Origin of the sequence: Synechocystis sp. FACHB-908, from assembly GCF_014698595.1 — a bacterium.
Taxonomy (GTDB): domain Bacteria; phylum Cyanobacteriota; class Cyanobacteriia; order Cyanobacteriales; family Microcystaceae; genus Synechocystis.
Genome location: NZ_JACJTH010000021.1, coordinates 126,426 through 147,627, shown reverse-complemented (window position 1 = coordinate 147,627; position 21,202 = coordinate 126,426). Strand labels below are relative to the sequence as shown.

Sequence of the window (21,202 nt, the reverse complement as noted above, 5' to 3'; positions counted from 1 at the left end):
AAAAAAGTTGCACAAGTCCAGGCCCACCGGGGATGATGTTAACTTGTTGCTCAAATCTGTTCCCCGTCGGTACTGTTAACTCTCCATGACCACCCTGACCCCCTTTATTCCCCTCAATTTCCCCATCACGGCGATCGTCGGCCAAGAGGCAATCAAGCTGGCTTTACTCCTAGGGGCGATCGATCCTGGCTTGGGGGGCATTGTTATTGCCGGACGGCGGGGCACAGCCAAATCGGTCATGGCTAGGGCAATTCACACTTTGCTCCCTCCCATTGAAATCATTAAGGGCAACCGTTACCAATGCGATCCAAAAAATCCCGGCAGTTGGGATGATGACACCCTAGAAAAATTTGCCGATGTTCCCCTGGATCAATTGGAAACCCAGGTAATTCCCGCTCCCTTTATTCAAATTCCCCTGGGGGTCACGGAGGATCGCCTGTTGGGATCGGTGGATGTGGAAAAATCCGTTAAGCAAGGGGAAGCGGTGTTTCAGCCGGGATTACTGGCCCAGGCCCATCGGGGGGTGCTGTACATTGACGAGTTGAATTTACTGGATGACCAGATTGCCAATCAGTTGCTAACGGTGTTAACGGAAGGCAAAAACCAGATTGAGCGGGAAGGCATGAGTTTTCAGCATCCCTGCCAGCCTTTATTAATTGCCACCTATAACCCCGAAGAAGGGCCGTTGCGTCGCCATTTATTGGACCGCATTGCGATCGCCTTGAGTGCGGACGGTATTTTGGGGCTGGATCAACGGGTAGCGGCGGTGGATCAGGTGCTAGCCTATGCCGATTCTCCCATTAGTTTTATTGACCAGTACGACGCCGAATTGGACGACCTAAAAACCACCATCATTCTGGCTCGGGAATGGCTCAAGGAAGTGAGTTTAACCCCGGAACAGGTGAGTTATCTGGTGGAAGAAGCAATCCGGGGCGGCCTCCAGGGCCATCGGGGAGAATTGTTTGCCATGCGGGTAGCGAAGGCGATCGCCGCTTTGGATGGCCGTAGTGATGTGCAGGCTGATGATCTGCGGCAAGCAGTGGAATTGGTGATTGTGCCCCGTAGCGTGTTGATGGACAATCCCCCGCCTCCGGAACAGGCTCCCCCCCCGCCGCCCCCTCCCCAAAATCAGGATGAAGGGAAAGACGAGCAAGAGGATCAACAGGATGACAAGGAAGACGACAAAGATAATGAACCGGAAGCGGAACAGGATCCCCCCAGCATTCCGGAAGAATTCATTTTTGATCCTGAAGGAGTAAGCCTTGATCCCTCGGTGCTGTATTTTGCCCAGATGGCCCAGAAACAAGGTAAATCCGGCAGTCGTTCCGTAATTTTTTCCGATGACCGGGGCCGTTACCTCAAACCGATTTTGCCCAAAGGAAAAGTCCGCCGCATTGCTGTGGATGCCACGTTGCGGGCCGCTTCCCCCTACCAAAAATCCCGTCGTTTACGCCATCCCGATCGCCAGGTAATTGTGGAGCAGGGAGATATTCGGGGTAAAAAGTTAGTGCGGAAAGCCGGGGCATTAATTGTGTTTTTGGTGGATGCGTCGGGTTCCATGGCGTTGAATCGTATGCAGGCCGCCAAAGGGGCGGTGATGCAATTGCTCACAGAAGCCTACGAAAATCGAGATCAGGTTTCCCTTATTCCCTTCCAGGGAGAAAATGCCGAGGTACTATTGCCCCCCACCCGTTCCATTGCCATGGCCAAAAAACGGCTGGAAACTTTGCCCTGTGGCGGTGGTTCTCCCCTTTCCCACGGCTTGATGCAAGCGGTCAATGTGGGTATGAATGCTAAACGATCCGGGGATATTGGGCAGGTAGTAATTGTGGCCATTACCGATGGTCGGGGTAATATTCCCTTGGCCCGTTCCCTGGGCGATGAAATTCCCGAAGGAGAAAAGCCTGATATCAAAGCGGAATTGTTAGAAATTGCCGCCAAGATTCGCGGTTTAGGGATGCAATTGTTGGTGATCAACACCGAGAAAAAATTTGTTTCCACTGGCTTCGGTAAAGAATTGGCCCAAAAAGCCGGGGGCAAATATTATCAACTCCCCAAAGCCACTGACCAAGGTATTGCCTCCATGGCCCGCCAGGCGATCGCCGACATGCAATAGAATAAACTGACAAAATGTGCATTAAGTAACATCCCCTTTAGCTCGAAGGTTCAAGGTTGCCTCCACACAACTCAATCATCGATGAAAGATGAAATTAAACAAGTTAATGATGTCGCCAAGCAATTTAAGATGTCAAAAGTCCAACGCAAGGAATTTGGCCGATTTTTGGAAAAAAAGAAACAGGAAGGAAAGGGAGGAACAAAAAATGGACGGGGAGATTTTACTTACCCAGAATTAGAACAACAAGCCAAAGAGTTTCTAAAATCATGAATATTTCTTTTATTTCTTCGACAAATACATCCCCTCAAAAACTTGATCAACGTTATTTAAATAAGCTAATTAATTTGCAGATAAATGGTAAAATTTGCTGGCAAGCTCATCTAGGTTATGGGCAAGAATTATGTCTAGAAATTGGTCAAAAAATTCCCTACTCTTCTCCTAGGCTTCAAGGCGAATCCAAAGGTGAATGGCAGTTTGGGACTAGAGCCTCAGACTGGTCTATTATAACTGCCGGCAAAAGGCCCTGTTTCTTTGTCAAATCATCAGAAGATGAATCAATAATTAGGAGTAAGATAGAAAAACTTAATAATCAGGTCGTTAAAGGCATTAGAATTATCAACTATTCCCCAGGTTATTGCTACTGTTTTAATTTAGGTCATTATGATCTTTTGATTCCCGACCAAAATAATGATGATGGTTTATCTTTATGGGAATTGTTTATACCCGAGCCCGATCGCCTTGTGTTGGAGGTATTTCCCCATCTGAGATTTCAACTACATTCCCAAGATGAAAGTGCCTGAAAGTTCGGTGATCGCCTACGTATGAAAATTTTAATCACAAATTATTTTCAACTTATTAATTTTGGTTTAATTCACCACAGCCAAATGGGTTAATTCCTCACTAGCTAAACCGCTGATGGTACCCCCTAAATTTAAAACTTCTGTCAAAAAGGCGATCGCCTCCGGGGTGATAATTTCTCCGGGAACAAGGACGGGAATACCGGGGGGATAGGGGCAAAGCAGACCAGCACTAATTTTCCCAATCGCTTCATTAACGGTTACCGATTTTTGGGCAGCATGGGCCGCTCGGCGGGGAGTCATAGCCAGAATAGTACCGGGTAAGACGGGTAAAGTTAGGTGAAAAGGTTGTTGAGGATTCGTAGGTGCTAACTGGGTTAAAGCTTCCAATAAATGTCCTAAATCCTGGGCTTGATTGCCAATACTAACGATAAAACTTAACTGCCTTAGGGTGGGCAATTCCGCTGTAATTTGAAACTTTTCCCGTAACAAATCATCTACCTCAAATCCTGACATTCCCCAGGCAGTGACATCGACGGTAATGCGGGTGGGATCGAGGATTAAAGCTCCGGGCAAAGGTTTGGTAATTTCTAATAAAGTTAACCCAGGAATTTGACTTAATTGTTGTCGATAATGGAGGGTAAAATTCAATAATTCCGCCATCTTTTCTCTGCCGCCATTGGCCATTTGGTGCCGCGCATCATCGAGGGAAGCCAATAAAACATAATTGGGACTAGTGGATTGAATTAATTGCAAACATTGACTAATTCTTGGGGGATTAATTAAGTTTCCTTGGCCATGGATCATGGCACATTGACTCAAAGCTCCCAGCATTTTATGGGTGGATTGGATGACAATATCCGCCCCTAATTCTAAAGCCGGTCTGGGTAAGGATGGATGGAAAGCAAAATGGGCACCGTGGGCTTCATCAACAATGACAGGTAGGTTAACTCTATGACTTAATTTAATTAATTTTTGTAAGTCCCCCACAACACCGTGGTAGGTAGGATTGAGCAAAAATACTGCTTTTGCATCGTCATGTTCTTGCAATGCTTTACTTAAAGTTTCCTCCGTCACCCCCAAAGCCAAATCCCAATCGGGGTTAACCTCCGGTTCCAAAAATATTGGCACTGCCCCAGCATGGATAATGCCGGCGATCGCCGCTTGGTGAACATTCCGAGGCAAGAGAATTTTATCCCCATCCCCACAGGTGGCCAAAATTGCGGCCACAATACCGGCGGTGGAACCGTTAACAGAAAACCAAGTGTGTTCTGCCCCCCATAAATCCGCGGCTAACTCCTGAGCTTTGGCGATCGCCCCGGTGGGAGCAAAGAGATTATCTAATTCCGGCAATTCCGGCAGATCAGCTTGGAAGAGGTTTGGCCCCAACCATTGTTTAAAACTAGGGGAAATACCCTGACCCCTTTTATGGCCCGGCGCATAAAAAGGCGTATCCGGTTGTTGAGCTAGGGCTTTTAACGCATTGACCAGGGGCAAATCTTGTTGATTGAGGTTGACCATTACAAATCAGGAAATACCGTTTTTACCGCCCCTTGCACCAATTTTCCGGCTTGAACATTGACTCCTTTCGCCAACGGCAAATCATTTTCCCAAGCCTGTTCCCCCAGATTGGCCAATTTCAACACATAGCGCAATGTACTATTATTCAACGCTTGGGTTGCTGTCCAGGGAGTGGCTCCTGGCATATTGGGAATGCCCACATGAACTACTTCTGCTTCGATGTAACTGGGTTGACTATGAGAAGTTACCCGCAAAGTCTCCACACAGCCCCCTTGGTCGATCGCCACATCCATAATCACCGCCCCTGGCAACATTTGCTCCACTTCCTGGCGGGAAACCAACACTGGGGCCCGCTTGCCTGTGATCAATACTGCGCCGATGAGCAAATCTGTATGGGGCAACAGGTCTTCGATTTGGCTGGCATTGCTGTAGCGCAGATCCACCCGGGAACCGAACAGTTCTCCCAATTGGTTTAAACGGTCTACATTGATGTCTAGGATGGTCACCATGGCCCCCAGTCCGATCGCCATTTTGGCCGCCTCTGTACCGACTACGCCACCGCCGAGGATAGTTACTTGTCCGGCCTTGACTCCGGGTACGCCTCCCAACAGAACTCCCCGGCCTCCCTGTTGTTTTTCCAAATAATGGGCACCCATCTGCACCGCCAATCGTCCGGCAATGCGGCTCATGGGGGCCAACAATGGCAATTGACCATCAGCCAATTCCACCGTTTCATAGGCGATCGCCGTAATGCCAGATTTAATTAGAGCTTCGGTGAGGGTACGTTCCGCTGCCAAATGGAGATAAGTGAACAACAACTTAGGCAAAGTTAAATATTCATACTCTTCAGGGAGAGGCTCTTTCACTTTCACCACCAATTCCCTGTTCCAAGCCTCTTTGGCAGTGGCAACTAACTCAGCTCCCGCCTTTGCGTAGGCTCCATCGGGGAAGCCAGACCCGACTCCGGCCCCTTCTTCCACAAATACTTGATGGCCCTGGCTCAGCAATGCCCGTACACTACTGGGGGTCAGCCCCACCCGAAATTCCTGGTCTTTAATTTCCTTGGGAACACCAATTTCCATACCAATCTCTGCAAGGGGGATACTATGCCGACACCCCTATTAAATCAAACATTTCCACCGATGCCATGGACTAGAACCCCAACTATGGATTGGTCATCAATTCCCTTAAAATAGTAAGTCCGCTTAGATCAACAAAATCCAAAATTATTGAGAGGTTTGCCTTGCTAACATTGGGGGTCAACATCGATCACGTAGCCACCATTCGCCAAGCCCGCCAAACGGTGGAGCCAGACCCGATCGCCGCCGCTGTGTTGGCCGAACTGGCCGGGGCGGATGGTATTACAGCCCATTTACGGGAAGACCGTCGCCACATTCAAGAGCGGGACGTGGAAATATTGCGAAAAACGGTGCGCACCCACTTAAACCTGGAGATGGCCGCCACCAAGGAAATGGTGGAAATTGCCCTCAACCTTAAACCGGATTACGTCACCCTGGTACCGGAACGGCGGGAAGAAGTGACCACGGAAGGGGGTTTGGATGTGGCTGGGAACTTGAACTATTTGCTGGGAGTAGTTGAGCAGTTACAATCCCGACATATTCCCGTTAGTCTTTTCATCGACCCGGATGTGGCCCAACTGAAAGCCTCTGCCCAAACCGGAGCAAAATTCATTGAATTACATACGGGCAAATATGCCAATGCCCCCACCGCTGACGACCAAGCTAGGGAATTGGGGTCCCTGGCGATCGCCTGTGACATTGCTCTAGAACTGGGGCTAAGGATCAACGCTGGCCATGGGTTGACCTATTGGAATGTGCGCCCAGTGGCGGAATTACCGGGCATGGAAGAGTTAAACATCGGCCACAGCATCATGAGCCGGGCCATTCTGGTGGGCATGGAAAGGGCCGTGCGGGAAATGAAATTAGCCATGTTGGGGCTGCCATTTTAGCGCCGAGCCCATGGTAGGGTGGAAAGTTGGGCATTGACGACCCCACCCATCGACATAGTCAATCAGTATTTATTTTTTATAAAACGTAAAACAAACTATATGGCTACCTATTATTATGCTTTGGCAAGTCAAAAATTTCTCTTGGAAGAGGAACCCTTTGAAGAGGTGCTGAAAGAACGGCGACGGGATTATGGTGAAAAAAATAAGGAAATTGACTTTTGGCAGGTGATCCAACCGGCCTTTCTTAATGCCCCAGAATTAGCCGAAGCTAAAGCTAAAGCTCCCGAAAAAAATGTAGCCATTGTTTCCACCAATAAGTCTTTTATTGTTTGGGTAAAACTCCGGTTGGAATATGTCTTAACTGGAGAATTTGAAGCTCCCTCCGATGCCATTCCTGACCCCCTTGCATCCCTGGATTAGGTTCAATAACCATGGCGATCGGGCAAAACTTTTCTCCCCATAGCTAAGGTCAATCGCCCTACTCGTATTCCAGTAAACTCCAAAACTGATTACTGCCGGGGAACTGGGCCGCTACGGTCACATTGTCAAAGCGGATAATTTCTGAGCCGGTGAAAACGTCCCCTGTGCGGTCTAGGGGAATTAACTCTTGCCGTTGCTCATCAACTAAGACCACTTTTTCCGCCCCCGGCACTTGAAGTTGGAAATAGCTGGCTTGATTTTGGGGCAAATTTCTTCCCAATGGGGAAATTAACCGCACCTGCTTTTCGCTGAAGGTACCATAGGTGCTGGGAAATGCTTGTCCTGCTCCCTGGGCCTTCACATCGTAGGCGATCGCCTGGTAATAGGTATCTTCCTGGGAATTTTTACTGAGAATTAATAACTGATATTCTCCCGGTTGGGGAAAGGCGGCATTGACTGTCACCTGGCTCTGCTGACTTTGGCTGAGGGTATATTGCTTATCTAAGGGTTGACCGTTGTTATCCATTAACTGGGCCACCACCTGCACATCGTTACCCGTGCGGAGAATCACTTCTAAATCCCCACCAGCGACGATGTCATTTTTGGGATGACTAACCAACGCTATTTGATCCCGGAAAAATCTGGGGGTCAACGCGGGTAACTGATCAAACGTTTGGCGATCGTAGGGTTGGGGCAATAACTGCCATTGGCTTTCCCTAGGAAAATGGCTGACAATTAGCTGTTCCGGCGCTGTAGCAAAATAGGTAGGGTTAAATTTAGCCTCGAACTTGCCATCACTGACAATGCCTGCTCCCCAGGTGGTATCGAGTAAATACCATTGACCGTCTATTTTTACCCCGTTCCAAGCGTGGTTAACGTCCGGATCATCCCCCACAATCACGTCTCCCCCTTTGGCAAAACCTTCAATAATGACCACATCTAGCCCCAATTCCTTCGCTAAAGCCTGATACAAATTGGAGTAGCCAGAGCAGATGGTTTCCCCCCGAGCAAGCACTGTTTCCGGCCGGAGATCATCTATGTTGCGGGTTTCCGCCATGGGCACGTCATAGGCAATATTTTGGGTAATCCAGCTATAGGCTAAACGGGCTTCTTCCCAGTCATTACTGGCCAAGGGGCGGATTAAATCCGCTAATTCCTTAACCGAGGTACCCTGGTAGTTGATAGTACGAGCCAAATTATCTAATCTTTCCCCTCCATCCACAGAAAAGCTTTTAGTGTTACCGGCAATGGGATTATCCACCCGTTGAGTTACCACAAGGGTTTTGGGGTTAATGCCCTGGGGCAAATTGTCGGCGATCGCCCCTAGGTTAACGGGTGGCAAATTTTTGGAACCACCACTGGGGCTGAAATACCAAATCCCTGCCCCGATCAAACCCACCAGCATCAGGGCGGGGAAAAAGCCGCCGTTAGCTTTCGGTGACTTTTTAGTCATCCTTCGTCGGGTTGACCGAGGTTGGGGACGGTAAGAACTCACGGTGTAATGAGCGTTGATTAACGCTGAAAAATTGAAGTTGACAAAACCAAGAAAAAACCTAAGCGCCGACAAACTTGAGGGAAACACCGTTCATGCAATAGCGTTTACCGGTGGGCTGGGGACCATCATCAAAAACGTGACCTAAATGGCCGCCACAACGGGCGCAATGAACTTCAGTGCGAGTCATGAAAAAGGATTTATCGACAGTGTAAGCCACAGCATTTTCCAAGGGAGCATAGAAACTAGGCCAGCCGGTGCCGGAATTAAACTTGGTTTCGGAAGAAAATAAGGGAAGCTCGCAACCAGCACATTCGTAAGTACCTAAATCATAGTTTTTGTCCAGGGGGCTAGTACCAGCTCTTTCCGTGCCATGTTTGCGGAGTACTTTATAGGCCTCTGGACTTAGTTGCTGTTGCCATTCTGCATCGGTTTTGGTGACTTCAAAAACTTCGTTTGTTTTAGGCATGATTTGAGGTTCTAGTTCGGATTTAAGTTGGGGTTGGGATTGGTTGGTTGAATTTACATATTGAGCCAGCCAGAAAGCTCCCAAGGAGGCGGTGCCCACTTCTAAAAGGTAACGTCTTTTCATGGTTAAAGTTTGGATGGGTGAGGTACGGGAAACTTAACTGGTGGGATTACGAAGTTGGGCCGTTTGTACGGTTAGGCTTAAACGGCGATCGCCCCGGAGTAGGTCGAGTTTGAGAGCTTTGTTCAAACCGGCTTGTTCTACTATGCGCTGTAGGCGGGCACCATCGCTAATGGGAGTACCGTCCACCGCCACAATGACATCTCCCCGACGGATACCGGCCCTTTCAGCGGGGGTTCCGGGCAAGACCCGCATCACCAAAATGCCATCCACTTCAGGAATGATAAAGGGAGAATTGGGATTGCGATTATTCTGCTGGGCTTGGTCCACCGTGATATTCATCATTTGCACCCCAATGTAGGGATGGGGCACTGTTCCCCCCGCAGCGAGGGTATTTTGAATTGCCTTGGCCTGATCTATCGGAATGGCAAAACCAATGCCAGTGGCATCGGCTCGGATGGCGGTGTTAATGCCAATCACTTCTCCCCGGGCATTGAGCAACGGGCCACCGGAATTGCCGGGGTTAATGGCGGCATCGGTTTGAATAAATTCCACCCGCTTATCGGGGATACCGGCCTGGGCGGCGGATCTTCCCAATGTGCTAATAATTCCTAGGGTAACTGTATTATCTAACCCCACCGGATTACCCACGGCGATCGCCCAATCTCCCACCTGCAGATTACTGGAAGTGCCAAGGGGAGCCACTGGTAGGGCAGAACCCTGGGGCTCAATTTTCACCACAGCCAAATCTGTCACTTCATCGGTGCCCCGCACCTGGCCGTCGAAAGTACGGCCATCCCGGAGAGTCACCACCACTTTACTGGCACCATCTACCACATGGGCGTTGGTGAGAATAATGCCACTGTTGTCGATAATGAAGCCACTACCCTGGCCGGCAATGCGTCTTTCCCGGGGAGGTACGGGGAAGGATCTACCAAAAAATTCCTGGAAGAATGGGTCGTCCAAAATGGGGTCAGTGCGACGGGTTACCACTGTCTCCGTATCGATGCGCACCACCGCTGGCCCAGAACGGGATACGGCCGCCGCCACAAAGCTTTCTGAGGTCAAGGGTACCGATGCCTGGGCGGTAATCACAGGAGCCGGGGGCAAATCGTCCGCCGCCGCCACTGCATGGGGTAAATTGGCGATACCAAAAGCCGTGCCCACTGCAAAAGCCAATAAGTAACCGCCGATGCGGCGTAACCAAGTGGGATATTTCATCGTCTCCAAATACGCATTAGCAAGGATTTACAGAAATTTTCACTTTTGCCATTCTAACAGGGACGATTTTACCTAAGAATCCGTTTTCAAAGCTTTTCCACGCCACTGACTTGTGGGCAATAGACTAGCCCAAGCAAACTTGGGGGCCGGAGTGGGAGTTGCCGAACGGTTTCTTGGGATGGATTGACTCAACCCCGGGTGGGCTTGAGTTTGCTGCGCCCCAGGCTAGTTTTTCTTGAGTTTATCCCCCGTGATAGGCTGATGGGGGGAGGAATCAGCCAGTCTGGCAACCTGCTACGATCGCCTCCTACTAAACCGCCCTATTTACCTTTGCACGACTGCATTACCGCCATGGCAGAACCCATTTCCCTATTGTTAGTTGATGATGAACCCGGTGTACGGGAATCCGTGCAGGCGTTCCTAGAAGATAGTGGTGATTTTAAGGTGGATTTAGCGGCCAATGCCACGGAAGCTTGGGATTATCTTCAGCACCATTTGCCGGCTTTGGTCATTTCCGACATTATGATGCCCCAGGTGGACGGTTATCAGTTTTTGCAAAAGCTCCGGGAGGATGCCCGCTTCCAGTCGTTGCCGGTGGTGTTTCTCACGGCCCGGGGGATGACTGGCGATCGCATTCAAGGTTATCAAACTGGCTGTGACGCTTTTTTATCCAAGCCCTTTGACCCCGATGAATTGGAGGCGATCGTCCGTAATTTATTAGCTCGTCAACAGGCCAGTAGCGATGCGGGCAGTGAATCGGCTAAGTTACAGGAAATTTACCAGGAAATCCGGGCTTTAAAGGAGCAAATTGGCCAACCCAGCGGTATCCACACCACTCCGTCGCCGATCAAGCTGGATTTTACCCCCAGGGAACAGAGCGTTTTAGATTTGGTTTCCCAGGGCTTAATGAACAAAGAAATTGCGGCCCAGTTGAAGACCAGTGTCCGCAACGTGGAAAAGTATGTCAGTCGTTTATTTACCAAAACTGGGACTAATAGCCGCACTGAATTAGTTCGTTTTGCCCTGCAACACGGCTTAACAGAATAACTATGACAAGTTCGCAGCAATTATTTGGTTGAGCCAGTCTTTTTTGATTTTTCCCAAGGTACTATGTCTGAAAATTTTGCAGTTGCTACGCCGGTGCGGGTCGGAATTGTCGGTACTGGTTATGCGGCCCAACGTCGGGCGGAAGTTTTCCGGGGCGATCGCCGTAGTCAATTGGTTAGTTTTTGGGGCAATAGTGAAGCCAATACAGCTAAATTTGCCGATACTTTTGGAGTTAGACCCCAGCAATCTTGGCAGGCATTAATTAATGATCCAGAGATAGATTTAGTGCTCATTGCCACCATTAACCAACTCCATGGGGCGATCGCCGAGGCGGCATTGCAAGCCGGTAAACATGTGGTGTTGGAATATCCTTTAGCGTTAACCTATGCCATGGGCAAAAAACTACAACAGTTAGCCCGGGAAAAAGGTAAATTACTGCATGTGGAACATATTGAACTATTGGGGGGAGTACACCAAGCCATTCGCCAGAACCTAGGCAAAATTGGTGAGGTTTTTTACGCCCGCTATAGCACCATCATGGGACAAAATCCCGCTCCCCAACGTTGGACCTATCACCATCAGCAATTTGGCTTTCCTTTAGTGGCGGCCTTGTCCCGCATCAGTCGGTTTACGGATTTATTCGGTACAGTACAGCAGGTGGATGCCCAATGTCGTTTTTGGGATCAGCCTAATCCGGAATATTTTCGGGCTTGTTTAGCCACCGCCTATCTCCAGTTTAATAATGGTCTTAAAGCGGAGGTTATCTATGGCAAAGGGGAAGTTTTTCACCAGAATGAACGGATTTTTACCCTCCATGGCGATCGAGGCACCTTAATTTTTGTCGGGGAAACAGGTAGGTTAATTCAGGGACAAACGGAAACTGAAATTACCGTTGGTAGTCGTCGAGGACTGTTCAGACAAGACACGGAAGCAGTGTTGGATTATCTAACCACTGGTAAGCCCCTTTATGTGGATTTAGAAGCTAGTTTATATGCTTTAGAAGTGGCGGATCTCTGTGCCCAAGCTTGTGGATATAAGGTTGAAAATTAGCGGAAATATCGGCAGTTAGCCAAACAAAAATTGGCAGATATAAACTGCTGAAAAAATCCCCACTACATCGGCCGTCAGCCCGGCCAGAAGGGCATAGCGAATTTTTTTAATGCCCACTGAACCAAAATAAACCGCCAGTACGTAAAATGTGGTTTCCGTAGAACCAAACATGGTGGCCGCAGTTTTCGCAATCAAGGAATCGGGGCCATGTTGTTCTACCAAGTCAGCAAACAAACCAAAGGAACCACTGCCGGAAAGGGGACGCATTAGGGCCAACAGTAAGTTCTCCGGCGGAAAATTGACCAAACTCAACACTGGGCTAAGCACCGTCAGCAATAAATCCAGCATGCCAGAAGCCCGAAACATGGCGATCGCCACTAGCATAGCCACTAGGAAAGGAATAATCCTCACGGCAATGGTGAAACCTTCCTGGGCTCCGTCCACAAAAACTTCGTAAACTTTAACTTTTTTGACCACCAGGCCATAAAAGGGAATGCCACAGAGCAAAAAGGGAATAACATATTTTGCTCCAGCATTAAAAATATCAGCGACGGATTCGAGCATTATTTTTCTATATCCTGGGGGAAGTAAAAAGCACTAACAATTAGTTCTTATAGTTTTTATATTTATCAAACAAGTTAATTAAATTCTTCTTCTGGTTCCACCGTAGCAGGCAAAGCAAATATCTTAAGTCGGGCTAAAAGTTTAGCTGCAATAATGGCTGTTGCCGTGGAACAAGTAGTAGCCAAAATTGTTGAGAAAAAAATGTCATTGGCCGCCGTCCCCATTAAACCCACCACCGTAGCAGGCAAAATTAATTGCACACTGGAAGTATTAATAGCTAAAAACATACACATGGCATCGGTGGCGATACTTTTATTGGGATTGATTTCCTCCAACTCCTGCATCGCTTTTAAGCCCAAAGGGGTGGCCGCATTACCTAGTCCCAAAATATTGGCGGACATATTCAACACAATGGAACCGATCGCCGGATGCTCTGGGGGCACATCGGGAAAGAGTTTGATAGTGATGGGTTTAACCAGCTTGGCAATTAATTCCACCAAGCCGGCCGCTTCAGCAATTTTCATCATGCCCAACCACAGGGCCATAATGCCAATCAAACCAATGGAAAGTTCCACCGCTGTCCCGGCACTTTCAATGGCGGCCTCCGTCACTGCTTCAATTTTGCCCGTCACCGTCCCGGCTATCACCGATAGCAAAATAATTGCAAACCAAATGTAGTTGAGCATAACCCCTAGGGTAAACTTCCCCATCCCAGACGGGGAAAGCACGAGCCTTGTTTCAATCGGGGTTACGCCAAGGCACTCCCAAATGCCCCAAACCTATGGGCTTGTCCCTAGTCTGTGTGGTAAATGCGCCGTCCGTAAAGCTCCGTAATGAAACTCAAATGCCCCGATAGCCAATCGTTGAGTTGGTCGGGATGGTAACGCCAACCCCAGTTGCCCGCCGCAGTGCCCGGTAAGTTCATGCGACAGTCACTACCCAAACCGAGGATGTCCTGGAGGGGAAAAATTGCTAGGGCCGCCACCGAACTGGACGCTAGGCGAATTAAGCTCCAATGGATACCTTCGTTGCACACACAGCCGAGGTAATTGATCACCTTTTGCTGATCATCCTCTGACCGTTCCTGAAACCAGCCCACGGTGGTGTCGTTGTCGTGGGTGCCGGTATAAACCACCGCGTTGCCATTGCTGTAGTTGAAGGGCAGAAAGGGATTACCCCGGTCGGAGTCAAAGGCGAAATGGAGCACTTTCATGCCGGGAAAGTTAAATTCATCCCGTAGCGCTTCCACTTCCGGAGTAATTACCCCCAAATCTTCGGCCACAATGGGTAAATTATCACCCAGGGCTTTCCCTAGGGCTTGGAAAAATTCCTTGCCGGGGGCTGGATACCATTCGCCATTTTCAGCAGTTTTTTCCCCTTGGGGCACTCCCCAATAGGACTCGAAGCCCCGGAAATGGTCAATGCGGACAATGTCTAGATATTGCAGATTGGCTTTAAAACGCTTAATCCACCAGGCAAAGCCCGTAGCTTTGAGGGTTTCCCAGTCGTACACAGGATTACCCCAGAGTTGCCCTGTGGCACTGAAATAGTCCGGTGGTACCCCGGCCATCATGGCCGCTTCTCCGGTTTCCGGATCAAGGCAAAAGTTCTCTGGATTGGCCCAAACGTCAGCGCTATCGTGGGCAACGTAGATGGGTAGGTCCCCAAAAATGGCTATGTGCCGTTGGTTAGCGTAGGCTTTGACTTCCTGCCATTGGCGAAAACCAAGAAATTGCAAAAATTGATGGTATAAAACTTCCGTTTTCAGGCGATCGCCCCAGATTTTCAGGGCTTCCGGTTCCCGCCAGGCAATGTCCTTGTCCCATTGATGCCAACCGGCTCCATTGTGGGCTTCTTTGATGGCCATGAACAGGGCGTAATCTGCTAGCCAATCACTTTGGGCTTGGCAAAATTCTGCAAATTCCTGCTCAATTGCTAGCTCTATGTTGGTACGGAACTGGGCAAAGGCCTGTTTTAAAACTTGGGATTTGTAGGCGATCGCCTGGTCATAATCCACCCTGGGGTTAGTAAATGGGGGGGCTTGGTCTAATAAACTCGGTGGCAAAAATCCTTCTTCAGCTAGGCGATCAAGGCTAATCAACCAAGGATTAATTGCTAGGGCAGAATAGCAAAGGTAAGGGGAATTGCCGAATCCGGTGGGGCCCAACGGCAATATTTGCCATACACTCTGGTCTGCGTCCGCCAAAAAATCGATGAACTGAAAAGCACCGTCCCCCAAGTCCCCAATGCCGAAACGACTGGGCAAGGAGGTGGGATGGAGCAGAATACCGCTACAGCGTTTATCTAACATGCAAGCCTAGGAAGGAAAATCTCTTTCCAGATTTAACATATCCAACGGGCCAAGAAATGACTTTACTGGTTTTGGCGGCGCTACTGTCAAGATGTGCCTATAAACCCATGGGATCACAGCGAATTTCCACCTGAAAGCCATCCGGGTCATAAAAATAAATTCCCCGGCCCGTCGGCCTGGTCACGGGGCCCGATGCAATGGTCACTCCATGGGCTTCCAACACGGCGATCGCCTGGTCAAACTGTTCCGGGGCAATGTCAAACGCCAAATGATCGGTGCGAGTGAAGGATTGGTGGGGATCTACTGCCGGGGGAGATAAATTCGGTGTGGCAAACAGATCAATTACGGTGCCATCGGGGGTGATGAAATTGCTGACCTTTCCCTCTTCCACCATGGTTTTGAGGGTAAGGGGAATTTCTTCTCCCGCCAATGGTTTCAACCCCAAAATATGGCCGTAAAAGTGGCAGGATTTTTCCATATCTTTAACGTTCAAAGCAATGTGGTGCACACGCCGTAAACTACCCATAGGTAAACCAGAAGAAAGGGTCATGGTGAGAGAAAGGGCTCAACGATCAACACTGTCCCTGTTTTAATGGTTGATGGGCGGTTCTGCCAAATTTTTGTCGCCAACTTCCACTTCTCTTCTGCCTTTGTCTCAATCATTTCCACCCAATTTATCTACTCCGTCCCAGCCTGACCAAACCATTGGGGAGTTAGGAGAACAAGCTCTGTTGGCCCAACTACAAAAATTTTCCCCGGCGGAGATAACGGGGGACGATGCCGCTGTGTTCGATTTACCCAACTCGGACTCCCTGGTAATCAGCACGGATATGTTGGTGGAAAATGTCCATTTTAGTGACCAAACCACCTCCGCTTTTGACGTGGGTTGGCGGGGAGCAGCGGCCAATTTATCGGATTTAGCAGCCATGGGGGCCACACCGACGGGTATTACTGTGGCTTTGGCTTTGCCTCCCTCCACTCCGTTGGCTTGGATTTTAGACGTTTACAAAGGTTTGACGGCTTGTTTAGAGCCTTGGCGGACTCCAATTCTGGGGGGGGATGTTTCCCGATCGCCGCTTAAAACTATTAGCATTACGGTTTTGGGTCAAGTGCCCCAGGGTAAAGCCTTGTATCGTCACCAAGCCAAAGTGGGGGATTGGATTATTGCCACCGGCGACCATGGAACGTCTAGAGCTGGCCTGGAATGTTTACTTCATCCGCACAAGACTGAGCATTTACCACCAGAACAAAAACTAATTTGGCAACGGGCCCATCAACGGCCCCAACCCCGCTTAGATTTAGTGCCCTCCCTTCTTAGCTTGGAAACGAGCATTGGCGCCATGGACAGCAGTGACGGCCTCGCTGATGCTGTATTGCAAATTTGTCGGGCTAGTCAGATGGGAGCGGAGTTATGGGCGGAAAAACTCCCCATCCCCCAGGGGTTGACCGATTGGGTCGGTCTGGAAACTGCCAGGGAATGGACTCTCTATGGCGGTGAAGATTTTGAATTAATCCTCGCGATTCCCCCTTTGGAAGCACAAAAATGGCTCATGGCGATCGCCTCTTTGGATTTATCCCCCAACCGTTCTCCTCGAGTCATTGGTCAAATCACCAATGGGACTGAGGTGTTATTAGTGCTGGAGGAGGAAAGGGTAGAAAAATTATCTCTACAGCGGGGATTTCAGCATTTTTAGTTTTGATAACATCTTTCGCTGCTAGATGCAAAAAAAGTTTAGTAAATTTCTACGAATCAGAGAAACTGATCTTGAAGAAGTGGTATTTTTTCAGACTTAGGCCAAAAAGTGTGAAGATAAATTACAATACTTATGGTATTTAAGTATTATTAAAAGCTTTTATGGATCAGCGTTATAACCGCTTTACACGTATCAGGTTGATTCGGAATGGGTTCTAGCCCGATAGAGAGATAAATATTAGCCCCCAGACTTGTTTTACTAAGTATTATTTAAATATCTACCAAAGGGATGATGGCAGAAGAATTTTGGTATATAATGCCGCCATGATCCAATTACCAAAATCCTCCCATGGTTAGAGCTATACGTCCTCCCATTGTGCCTACCCTAAAAAAGACTTGGTGGCAAAAAGGGGTTTTTAGTGCGGAAAATGGATTCGGTCGTTGGTTTCAACGGGTTTTCGGTCGTTACTTCCAGGGAAAAGAGTTAGTTTCGGAGAGTTCTTTGTTTCTCCATCAGCGGGCCATGGAGGAGGCGGGGATTTTGGGTCGGAATGCGGAAGCCCTCGACAACGAAAAATTTGGCAAGAAAGAATTCTTAGTATTAGTTCGACTCCGTTACATCCTGGCCAAAAATATCGGTGAATATAAGGGACTTAATAATAGTGTAGAACTACTTCAGGCGGCGATCGACGCCAAGGACAGCTTCATTACCATAGACCAAGCAGAACATCGTTTCCGGGGAAGCAAGCAACAGGAACTGTATCGTTTTACCGACGATCTGCTTAAACGTTTTGAAAACACCAAGCAATTTCGCCAAGAGGTTAATGAGCGCTTCTCCGAGGCAATCCCTAATATCCAAACAGAGGAAGGACGGGTGGCAATGGAGAGCTATGCTACCCATTTGAATCGACTATCAGAGAAACCTTTGGGTCTGAAACTTCTGTCTCTGTTCAAAGCTTATCATTTGGGAGATTATTCGATTCTTCGTCAAATTTCTGATTTAGTGCAGGGTCTGAACAAAAGTGATTTGCATGAATATGAAACTCTTGTGCCGCTGGTGAAAAAAAATTATTCAGTTTTTGAAAAATTGGGACAAATCATTAGCTTGCCCAGTGAAAAAAGTGAACCGGATACCTTTGCCAAAATGACTCAAATATTAGCCCTGAATTATAAATATCGCCTTTCCTTTGGACAATTTGAAGACTTGTTGGGCATGATGAAACGTTGGTATCGACCCTATCAAACCATTATCAACATCCGTGAAACCCATCCACCTCAGCAGTATCGACAACCAGACCAATTTCAGGATTTGATTGCTGGTGAAAAAGTTTATTTAAAGTATAGAAACTGGCTAACGGATAAAAAATCTGGCATGGTATTTTTAGATTTTGAAGACGAAGATTGATTGATTTTTTCGTTTTTTAATTATTCCCTTGCTAATATTATTATGAACTTTTATATTGCTCAAGCTAAGCCTTCGCCTTCTCCCGAAACTGAGACAGATGAATCATTTTGGGACAGAATCAAGTCTTTACTCAACTTTGCCCAAAACAAGCCTGCAGATAAGATTAATCAACAGTTACAAGACCGCTACCATGGCATTATTCCCCCAGAAGAATTACAAGATAAAATCACTGCTGGAGAAAGGGAGGCATTGGCACAACAACTAAGTGAAGGCGGGGAAATGAATTTGGATGCCATCCGAACCGAAGGGTCAGGGGCAGAACTAGATGCTAAACTTAACCAGATTGTCGCCATTGGTGGGGAAAATTTAGACGGAAGTGGTAGTGGTACTTTAAATTTCAGTAGTCCCTATGTTTTTGGCGGTGGATTAGTCGGCTTGCTGGTGTTGGTATGGTGCCTGCAATCTCTGAATACTTGGTCAAATTTACGGGAAAAATTGATGGGGGAAGAGGGAGTCTATTATCAAATTTTAGAAAAGTTTGGCAAAGCTAAACCTAAGGTTTCTGAAAGTGATTTATTTCTCTATAACAAAGCTTTGGTGGAGTTAGAAAAGCAGGCTAAAAAAGCTATCAGTATTGACAACGACAAATTTAGCAGTAATGAATTTCTTGTTTTTGCTAAAATCCGCTATTCATTCAACAATGATGTAGGGGATTACCAAGGCTTAAAAACTTACTTACAAACTTTACAATCCGCTATTAAAGCTCAGGCTAGCTATTTAATTTTGGGGCAGGTGGAAAGCAGTTGTAGGGGAACGAAACAGCAACAGTTTTATGATTTTTGCCATCAATTACTCCATGATGATCTATCTGGGCAAGAACTGCGGCTTCAAGTCAAAGAAAAGCTTGAAGAAGTACTCAGTGTTGCTAAAACTGATGTAGGAAAAGCTAACTTAGAAAAGTATGCAGATGAAATTGGGAGGCTAGCAGATGATCCCCAGGCGATCGCCATTATGAATCGGTTTAAGGGAGAGCAAGAGGACGATTACGCCACAATGAAAAAGGTGGTAGATATTATCGGTTGTTTCAATCAGGAAGAAGTTAGTGATCGTCGTATTGTTATGCACACGACCATGGAACATTACGACGATTTTGAACACCTAGCAGACATTATTGACTTGCCAGAAGGAAAGCGGAGTCCTGATACCTATTCTCGTCTGTTACAGTATCTAGCCCTAGAACAGCGTCACCAATGGTCTTTTCTGCAATTTCAAAATTTGGTGGAGGTTTTACGACAATGGCACAAGCCCTTCCGGGCAATTGTCAATATTCGTCAAAAATACCCTGGGACAGAATTCCGTCGACCAGCAATTTTTAAGGAACCCATTGCCGGTTTAACTTTGTACGAAAAGCATCGCAATGCCTTGATGGATAATAAGACCGGCCACAGTTTTATTGCTTTTGAAGATGAAGGGGATGACTCAGAAGATTTGACCGCAATCCCCATAGCGCCAATTCCTTCTTAGAATGTGTTTGGAAAGTTTTATTCTGCCCCCTAAATTCCCCAATAATGGGGGACTTGCACTCAGTTTCCCCCCAAATTTGGGGGCCAGGGGGGCTTTTCAAACAGGCTCTTAGGCCATTAGGCGATCGCCCGGTTGCGTCCTTGGGATTTAGCACTGTATAAAGCCTGATCTGCTTCACTAATAATTCTTTCAATGGTGTCTTCCGGCATGGGAATTATACTACTAACACCAATGCTAATAGTCACATATTTACTGACTGAAGAACCTTCATGGGGAATGGCCAAAGCGGCGATCGCCTGGAGCATATTTTCCGCCATGGCTAAAGCATCTTGCCGATTTGTATTAGGTAAAACTATGACAAATTCCTCGCCGCCGTAACGGGCTACTAAATCAGTAATGCGTTTAGCAATATCCACCAAAGTATTGGCTACTTTTTGCAAACAATCATCCCCCTTTTGGTGACCATAGAGATCATTATAAGCTTTGAAATAATCAATATCGACCAAAATCAAAGACAATGGTTTTTGTTCCCGGCAATGTCTTTGCCATTCCTGGGCTAAATACTCATCAAAGCGACGGCGGTTAGCAATGTGAGTTAAACCATCAATATTGGCTAATAGTTGCAACTGCTGATTTGCCGCTTGTAATTCCAATTCCATCCTTTTTCGATCAGTAATATCTCGCACCGTGACAGCAAAACCATCCCCTAATTTAACTGCTACAAAATGATACCAATCAGAATTAGCAATGGGAAAATAAATATCTTGGGTTAAAAAAGTACCCGTCTCGACCAAATTAACAAACTGGTCAAAAAGTTGGGGATCTAGGCGTTGTAAAAAACGCTTCAGTAATACCCGACCAATTAAATCTTCCCGACTCCGATTAAAAGCTTTGGAAAGAATGGGATTAATTACTAAACAACGAAAATCTTCAATATCTCCCGTTTGGGGATTACGCACCGCTTGCATGGCCGCAATGCCATCTAAAGCAGAATTTAAAACACTGGAAAGTAGGGCCCTCGATTGGTAGAGGACTTCTTCTGCTTCCCGGCGTTTTCTTACTTCTCTTTTGAGGGCAATCCGTTGCCTTTGAATGGTAAACTGACCCTCTATGCGAGCCACCACTTCTTCAATTTGAAAAGGTTTGGTGATGTAGTCTACTCCACCACATTCAAAAGCTTTAACCTTATCAAAAGTATCCCCTAGGGCACTAATAAAAATGATGGGGATATCCTGTAATTCTTCTTCTTTTTTAATCATTTCACAGACTTGATACCCGTCCATATCTGGCATTTTAATATCAAGTAAAATCAAGTCTGGACGTTTGACTTGTAAGGTTCTAAGGGCCATTTTGCCACTGGTAACACTCCGCACCGTGTAGCCCAAATTTATTAGTAAATCACTCAACAATTGTAGGTTGTTGGGTAGGTCATCTACCAACAGGATATTTCCTTTTTTTTCATCGGTATTTTCCATAATAATTA

Annotated in this window: 20 protein-coding genes; 10 read left to right on the top strand and 10 right to left on the bottom strand. The window is 47.4% G+C overall.

What is annotated here, in order from left to right:
- The first annotated feature begins 85 nt into the window (after positions 1–85).
- The 3 genes from bchD to H6G46_RS07025 all read left to right on the top strand — a co-directional run bounded on the left by bchD (position 86) and on the right by H6G46_RS07025 (position 2,916).
- Entirely contained in the window at positions 86–2,116 is a 2,031-nt protein-coding gene (gene bchD, locus H6G46_RS07035; RefSeq protein ID WP_010871417.1) for a magnesium chelatase ATPase subunit D, read from the top strand.
- An 81-nt stretch (positions 2,117–2,197) separates the two neighbouring features.
- Positions 2,198–2,386 (top strand): hypothetical protein, encoded by a 189-nt coding sequence (locus tag H6G46_RS07030; RefSeq protein ID WP_020861387.1) that lies wholly within the window; start codon positions 2,198–2,200, stop codon positions 2,384–2,386.
- Positions 2,383–2,916: a hypothetical protein gene (locus H6G46_RS07025; protein WP_010871418.1), complete on the top strand. Its 534-nt coding sequence runs from the start codon at positions 2,383–2,385 to the stop codon at positions 2,914–2,916. Before H6G46_RS07030 ends, H6G46_RS07025 begins: the two co-directional genes overlap by 4 nt.
- Before the next feature lie 66 nt (positions 2,917–2,982).
- Here H6G46_RS07025 and H6G46_RS07020 read toward each other — a convergent pair whose 3' ends face one another.
- Together H6G46_RS07020 and ald are read right to left on the bottom strand one after the other, a co-directional pair.
- Positions 2,983–4,434: an aminotransferase class I/II-fold pyridoxal phosphate-dependent enzyme gene (locus H6G46_RS07020; RefSeq protein WP_010871419.1), complete on the bottom strand. Its 1,452-nt coding sequence runs from the start codon at positions 4,432–4,434 to the stop codon at positions 2,983–2,985.
- Complete coding sequence (ald, locus tag H6G46_RS07015) at positions 4,434–5,516, bottom strand: alanine dehydrogenase (RefSeq protein ID WP_010871420.1); 1,083 nt, start codon at positions 5,514–5,516, stop codon at positions 4,434–4,436. The genes H6G46_RS07020 and ald overlap by 1 nt, the downstream gene beginning before the upstream one ends.
- A gap of 161 nt (positions 5,517–5,677) precedes the next feature.
- On the opposite strand from ald, the gene H6G46_RS07010 reads away from it, so the two are divergent.
- Both H6G46_RS07010 and H6G46_RS07005 read left to right on the top strand, forming a co-directional pair.
- Complete coding sequence (locus H6G46_RS07010) at positions 5,678–6,403, top strand: pyridoxine 5'-phosphate synthase (protein ID WP_010871421.1); 726 nt, start codon at positions 5,678–5,680, stop codon at positions 6,401–6,403.
- A gap of 18 nt (positions 6,404–6,421) precedes the next feature.
- Positions 6,422–6,823, top strand: a complete 402-nt coding sequence (locus tag H6G46_RS07005; RefSeq protein WP_010871422.1) for an MgPME-cyclase complex family protein — start codon at positions 6,422–6,424, stop codon at positions 6,821–6,823.
- Between the two features lie 58 nt (positions 6,824–6,881).
- Here the strand turns inward: H6G46_RS07005 and H6G46_RS07000 are convergent, their stop codons facing one another.
- From H6G46_RS07000 to H6G46_RS06990, 3 genes are all read right to left on the bottom strand, one after another.
- The gene (locus H6G46_RS07000; RefSeq protein WP_020861389.1) at positions 6,882–8,276 is read right to left on the bottom strand and encodes a transglutaminase domain-containing protein; all 1,395 of its coding nucleotides are present in this window, start codon (positions 8,274–8,276) and stop codon (positions 6,882–6,884) included.
- A gap of 100 nt (positions 8,277–8,376) precedes the next feature.
- A complete protein-coding gene (gene msrB / locus H6G46_RS06995) occupies positions 8,377–8,907 on the bottom strand; it encodes a peptide-methionine (R)-S-oxide reductase MsrB (RefSeq protein WP_010871424.1) in 531 nt (176 codons plus the stop codon).
- A 33-nt stretch (positions 8,908–8,940) separates the two neighbouring features.
- Complete coding sequence (locus tag H6G46_RS06990; protein ID WP_010871425.1) at positions 8,941–10,125, bottom strand: HhoA/HhoB/HtrA family serine endopeptidase; 1,185 nt, start codon at positions 10,123–10,125, stop codon at positions 8,941–8,943.
- Between the two features lie 351 nt (positions 10,126–10,476).
- Here H6G46_RS06990 and rre1 point away from each other — a divergent pair, with 351 nt between their 5' ends.
- Positions 10,477–11,172: a two-component system response regulator Rre1 gene (rre1, locus tag H6G46_RS06985; RefSeq protein ID WP_014407067.1), complete on the top strand. Its 696-nt coding sequence runs from the start codon at positions 10,477–10,479 to the stop codon at positions 11,170–11,172.
- A gap of 63 nt (positions 11,173–11,235) precedes the next feature.
- On the top strand, positions 11,236–12,222 hold the full coding sequence (locus H6G46_RS06980) for a Gfo/Idh/MocA family oxidoreductase (RefSeq protein ID WP_010871427.1): 987 nt from the start codon (positions 11,236–11,238) through the stop codon (positions 12,220–12,222).
- Between the two features lie 15 nt (positions 12,223–12,237).
- Here H6G46_RS06980 and H6G46_RS06975 read toward each other — a convergent pair whose 3' ends face one another.
- The 4 genes from H6G46_RS06975 to H6G46_RS06960 all read right to left on the bottom strand — a co-directional run bounded on the left by H6G46_RS06975 (position 12,238) and on the right by H6G46_RS06960 (position 15,647).
- Entirely contained in the window at positions 12,238–12,786 is a 549-nt protein-coding gene (locus H6G46_RS06975) for a spore maturation protein (RefSeq protein ID WP_010871428.1), read from the bottom strand.
- 74 nt (positions 12,787–12,860) lie between these two features.
- Positions 12,861–13,472: a nucleoside recognition domain-containing protein gene (locus H6G46_RS06970; protein ID WP_020861390.1), complete on the bottom strand. Its 612-nt coding sequence runs from the start codon at positions 13,470–13,472 to the stop codon at positions 12,861–12,863.
- Between the two features lie 107 nt (positions 13,473–13,579).
- Positions 13,580–15,097 (bottom strand): 4-alpha-glucanotransferase, encoded by a 1,518-nt coding sequence (gene malQ / locus H6G46_RS06965; protein WP_010871430.1) that lies wholly within the window; start codon positions 15,095–15,097, stop codon positions 13,580–13,582.
- Positions 15,098–15,194: 97 nt separating this feature from the next.
- Positions 15,195–15,647 carry a VOC family protein gene (locus H6G46_RS06960; protein WP_010871431.1) on the bottom strand — a complete coding sequence of 151 codons (453 nt, stop codon included), beginning with the start codon at positions 15,645–15,647 and terminating at the stop codon, positions 15,195–15,197.
- Positions 15,648–15,696: 49 nt separating this feature from the next.
- Here H6G46_RS06960 and thiL point away from each other — a divergent pair, with 49 nt between their 5' ends.
- The 3 genes from thiL to H6G46_RS06945 all read left to right on the top strand — a co-directional run bounded on the left by thiL (position 15,697) and on the right by H6G46_RS06945 (position 19,719).
- Positions 15,697–16,791 (top strand): thiamine-phosphate kinase, encoded by a 1,095-nt coding sequence (gene thiL, locus H6G46_RS06955; RefSeq protein ID WP_010871432.1) that lies wholly within the window; start codon positions 15,697–15,699, stop codon positions 16,789–16,791.
- Between the two features lie 348 nt (positions 16,792–17,139).
- Positions 17,140–18,195, top strand: a complete 1,056-nt coding sequence (locus H6G46_RS06950) for a hypothetical protein (RefSeq protein WP_010871433.1) — start codon at positions 17,140–17,142, stop codon at positions 18,193–18,195.
- Positions 18,196–18,237: 42 nt separating this feature from the next.
- Complete coding sequence (locus tag H6G46_RS06945) at positions 18,238–19,719, top strand: hypothetical protein (protein ID WP_190595401.1); 1,482 nt, start codon at positions 18,238–18,240, stop codon at positions 19,717–19,719.
- A 116-nt stretch (positions 19,720–19,835) separates the two neighbouring features.
- Here H6G46_RS06945 and rre2 read toward each other — a convergent pair whose 3' ends face one another.
- Complete coding sequence (gene rre2, locus H6G46_RS06940) at positions 19,836–21,194, bottom strand: high salinity-induced biofilm formation responseregulaton Rre2 (RefSeq protein ID WP_010871435.1); 1,359 nt, start codon at positions 21,192–21,194, stop codon at positions 19,836–19,838.
- Positions 21,195–21,202 lie beyond the last annotated feature (8 nt).

Excerpts from the sequence above, each read along its gene's own strand:
- bchD (WP_010871417.1), top strand. The coding sequence starts at position 86 with ATGACCACCCTGACCCCCTTTATTCCCCTCAATTTCCCCATCACGGCG.
- H6G46_RS07030 (WP_020861387.1), top strand. The coding sequence starts at position 2,198 with ATGAAAGATGAAATTAAACAAGTTAATGATGTCGCCAAGCAATTTAAG.
- H6G46_RS07025 (WP_010871418.1), top strand. The coding sequence starts at position 2,383 with ATGAATATTTCTTTTATTTCTTCGACAAATACATCCCCTCAAAAACTT.
- H6G46_RS07020 (WP_010871419.1), bottom strand. The coding sequence starts at position 4,434 with ATGGTCAACCTCAATCAACAAGATTTGCCCCTGGTCAATGCGTTAAAA.
- ald (WP_010871420.1), bottom strand. The coding sequence starts at position 5,516 with ATGGAAATTGGTGTTCCCAAGGAAATTAAAGACCAGGAATTTCGGGTG.
- H6G46_RS07000 (WP_020861389.1), bottom strand. The coding sequence starts at position 8,276 with ATGACTAAAAAGTCACCGAAAGCTAACGGCGGCTTTTTCCCCGCCCTG.
- msrB (WP_010871424.1), bottom strand. The coding sequence starts at position 8,907 with ATGAAAAGACGTTACCTTTTAGAAGTGGGCACCGCCTCCTTGGGAGCT.
- H6G46_RS06990 (WP_010871425.1), bottom strand. The coding sequence starts at position 10,125 with ATGAAATATCCCACTTGGTTACGCCGCATCGGCGGTTACTTATTGGCT.
- rre1 (WP_014407067.1), top strand. The coding sequence starts at position 10,477 with ATGGCAGAACCCATTTCCCTATTGTTAGTTGATGATGAACCCGGTGTA.
- H6G46_RS06980 (WP_010871427.1), top strand. The coding sequence starts at position 11,236 with ATGTCTGAAAATTTTGCAGTTGCTACGCCGGTGCGGGTCGGAATTGTC.
- H6G46_RS06975 (WP_010871428.1), bottom strand. The coding sequence starts at position 12,786 with ATGCTCGAATCCGTCGCTGATATTTTTAATGCTGGAGCAAAATATGTT.
- H6G46_RS06970 (WP_020861390.1), bottom strand. The coding sequence starts at position 13,472 with ATGCTCAACTACATTTGGTTTGCAATTATTTTGCTATCGGTGATAGCC.
- malQ (WP_010871430.1), bottom strand. The coding sequence starts at position 15,097 with ATGTTAGATAAACGCTGTAGCGGTATTCTGCTCCATCCCACCTCCTTG.
- H6G46_RS06960 (WP_010871431.1), bottom strand. The coding sequence starts at position 15,647 with ATGACCCTTTCTTCTGGTTTACCTATGGGTAGTTTACGGCGTGTGCAC.
- thiL (WP_010871432.1), top strand. The coding sequence starts at position 15,697 with ATGGGCGGTTCTGCCAAATTTTTGTCGCCAACTTCCACTTCTCTTCTG.
- H6G46_RS06950 (WP_010871433.1), top strand. The coding sequence starts at position 17,140 with ATGGTTAGAGCTATACGTCCTCCCATTGTGCCTACCCTAAAAAAGACT.
- H6G46_RS06945 (WP_190595401.1), top strand. The coding sequence starts at position 18,238 with ATGAACTTTTATATTGCTCAAGCTAAGCCTTCGCCTTCTCCCGAAACT.
- rre2 (WP_010871435.1), bottom strand. The coding sequence starts at position 21,194 with ATGGAAAATACCGATGAAAAAAAAGGAAATATCCTGTTGGTAGATGAC.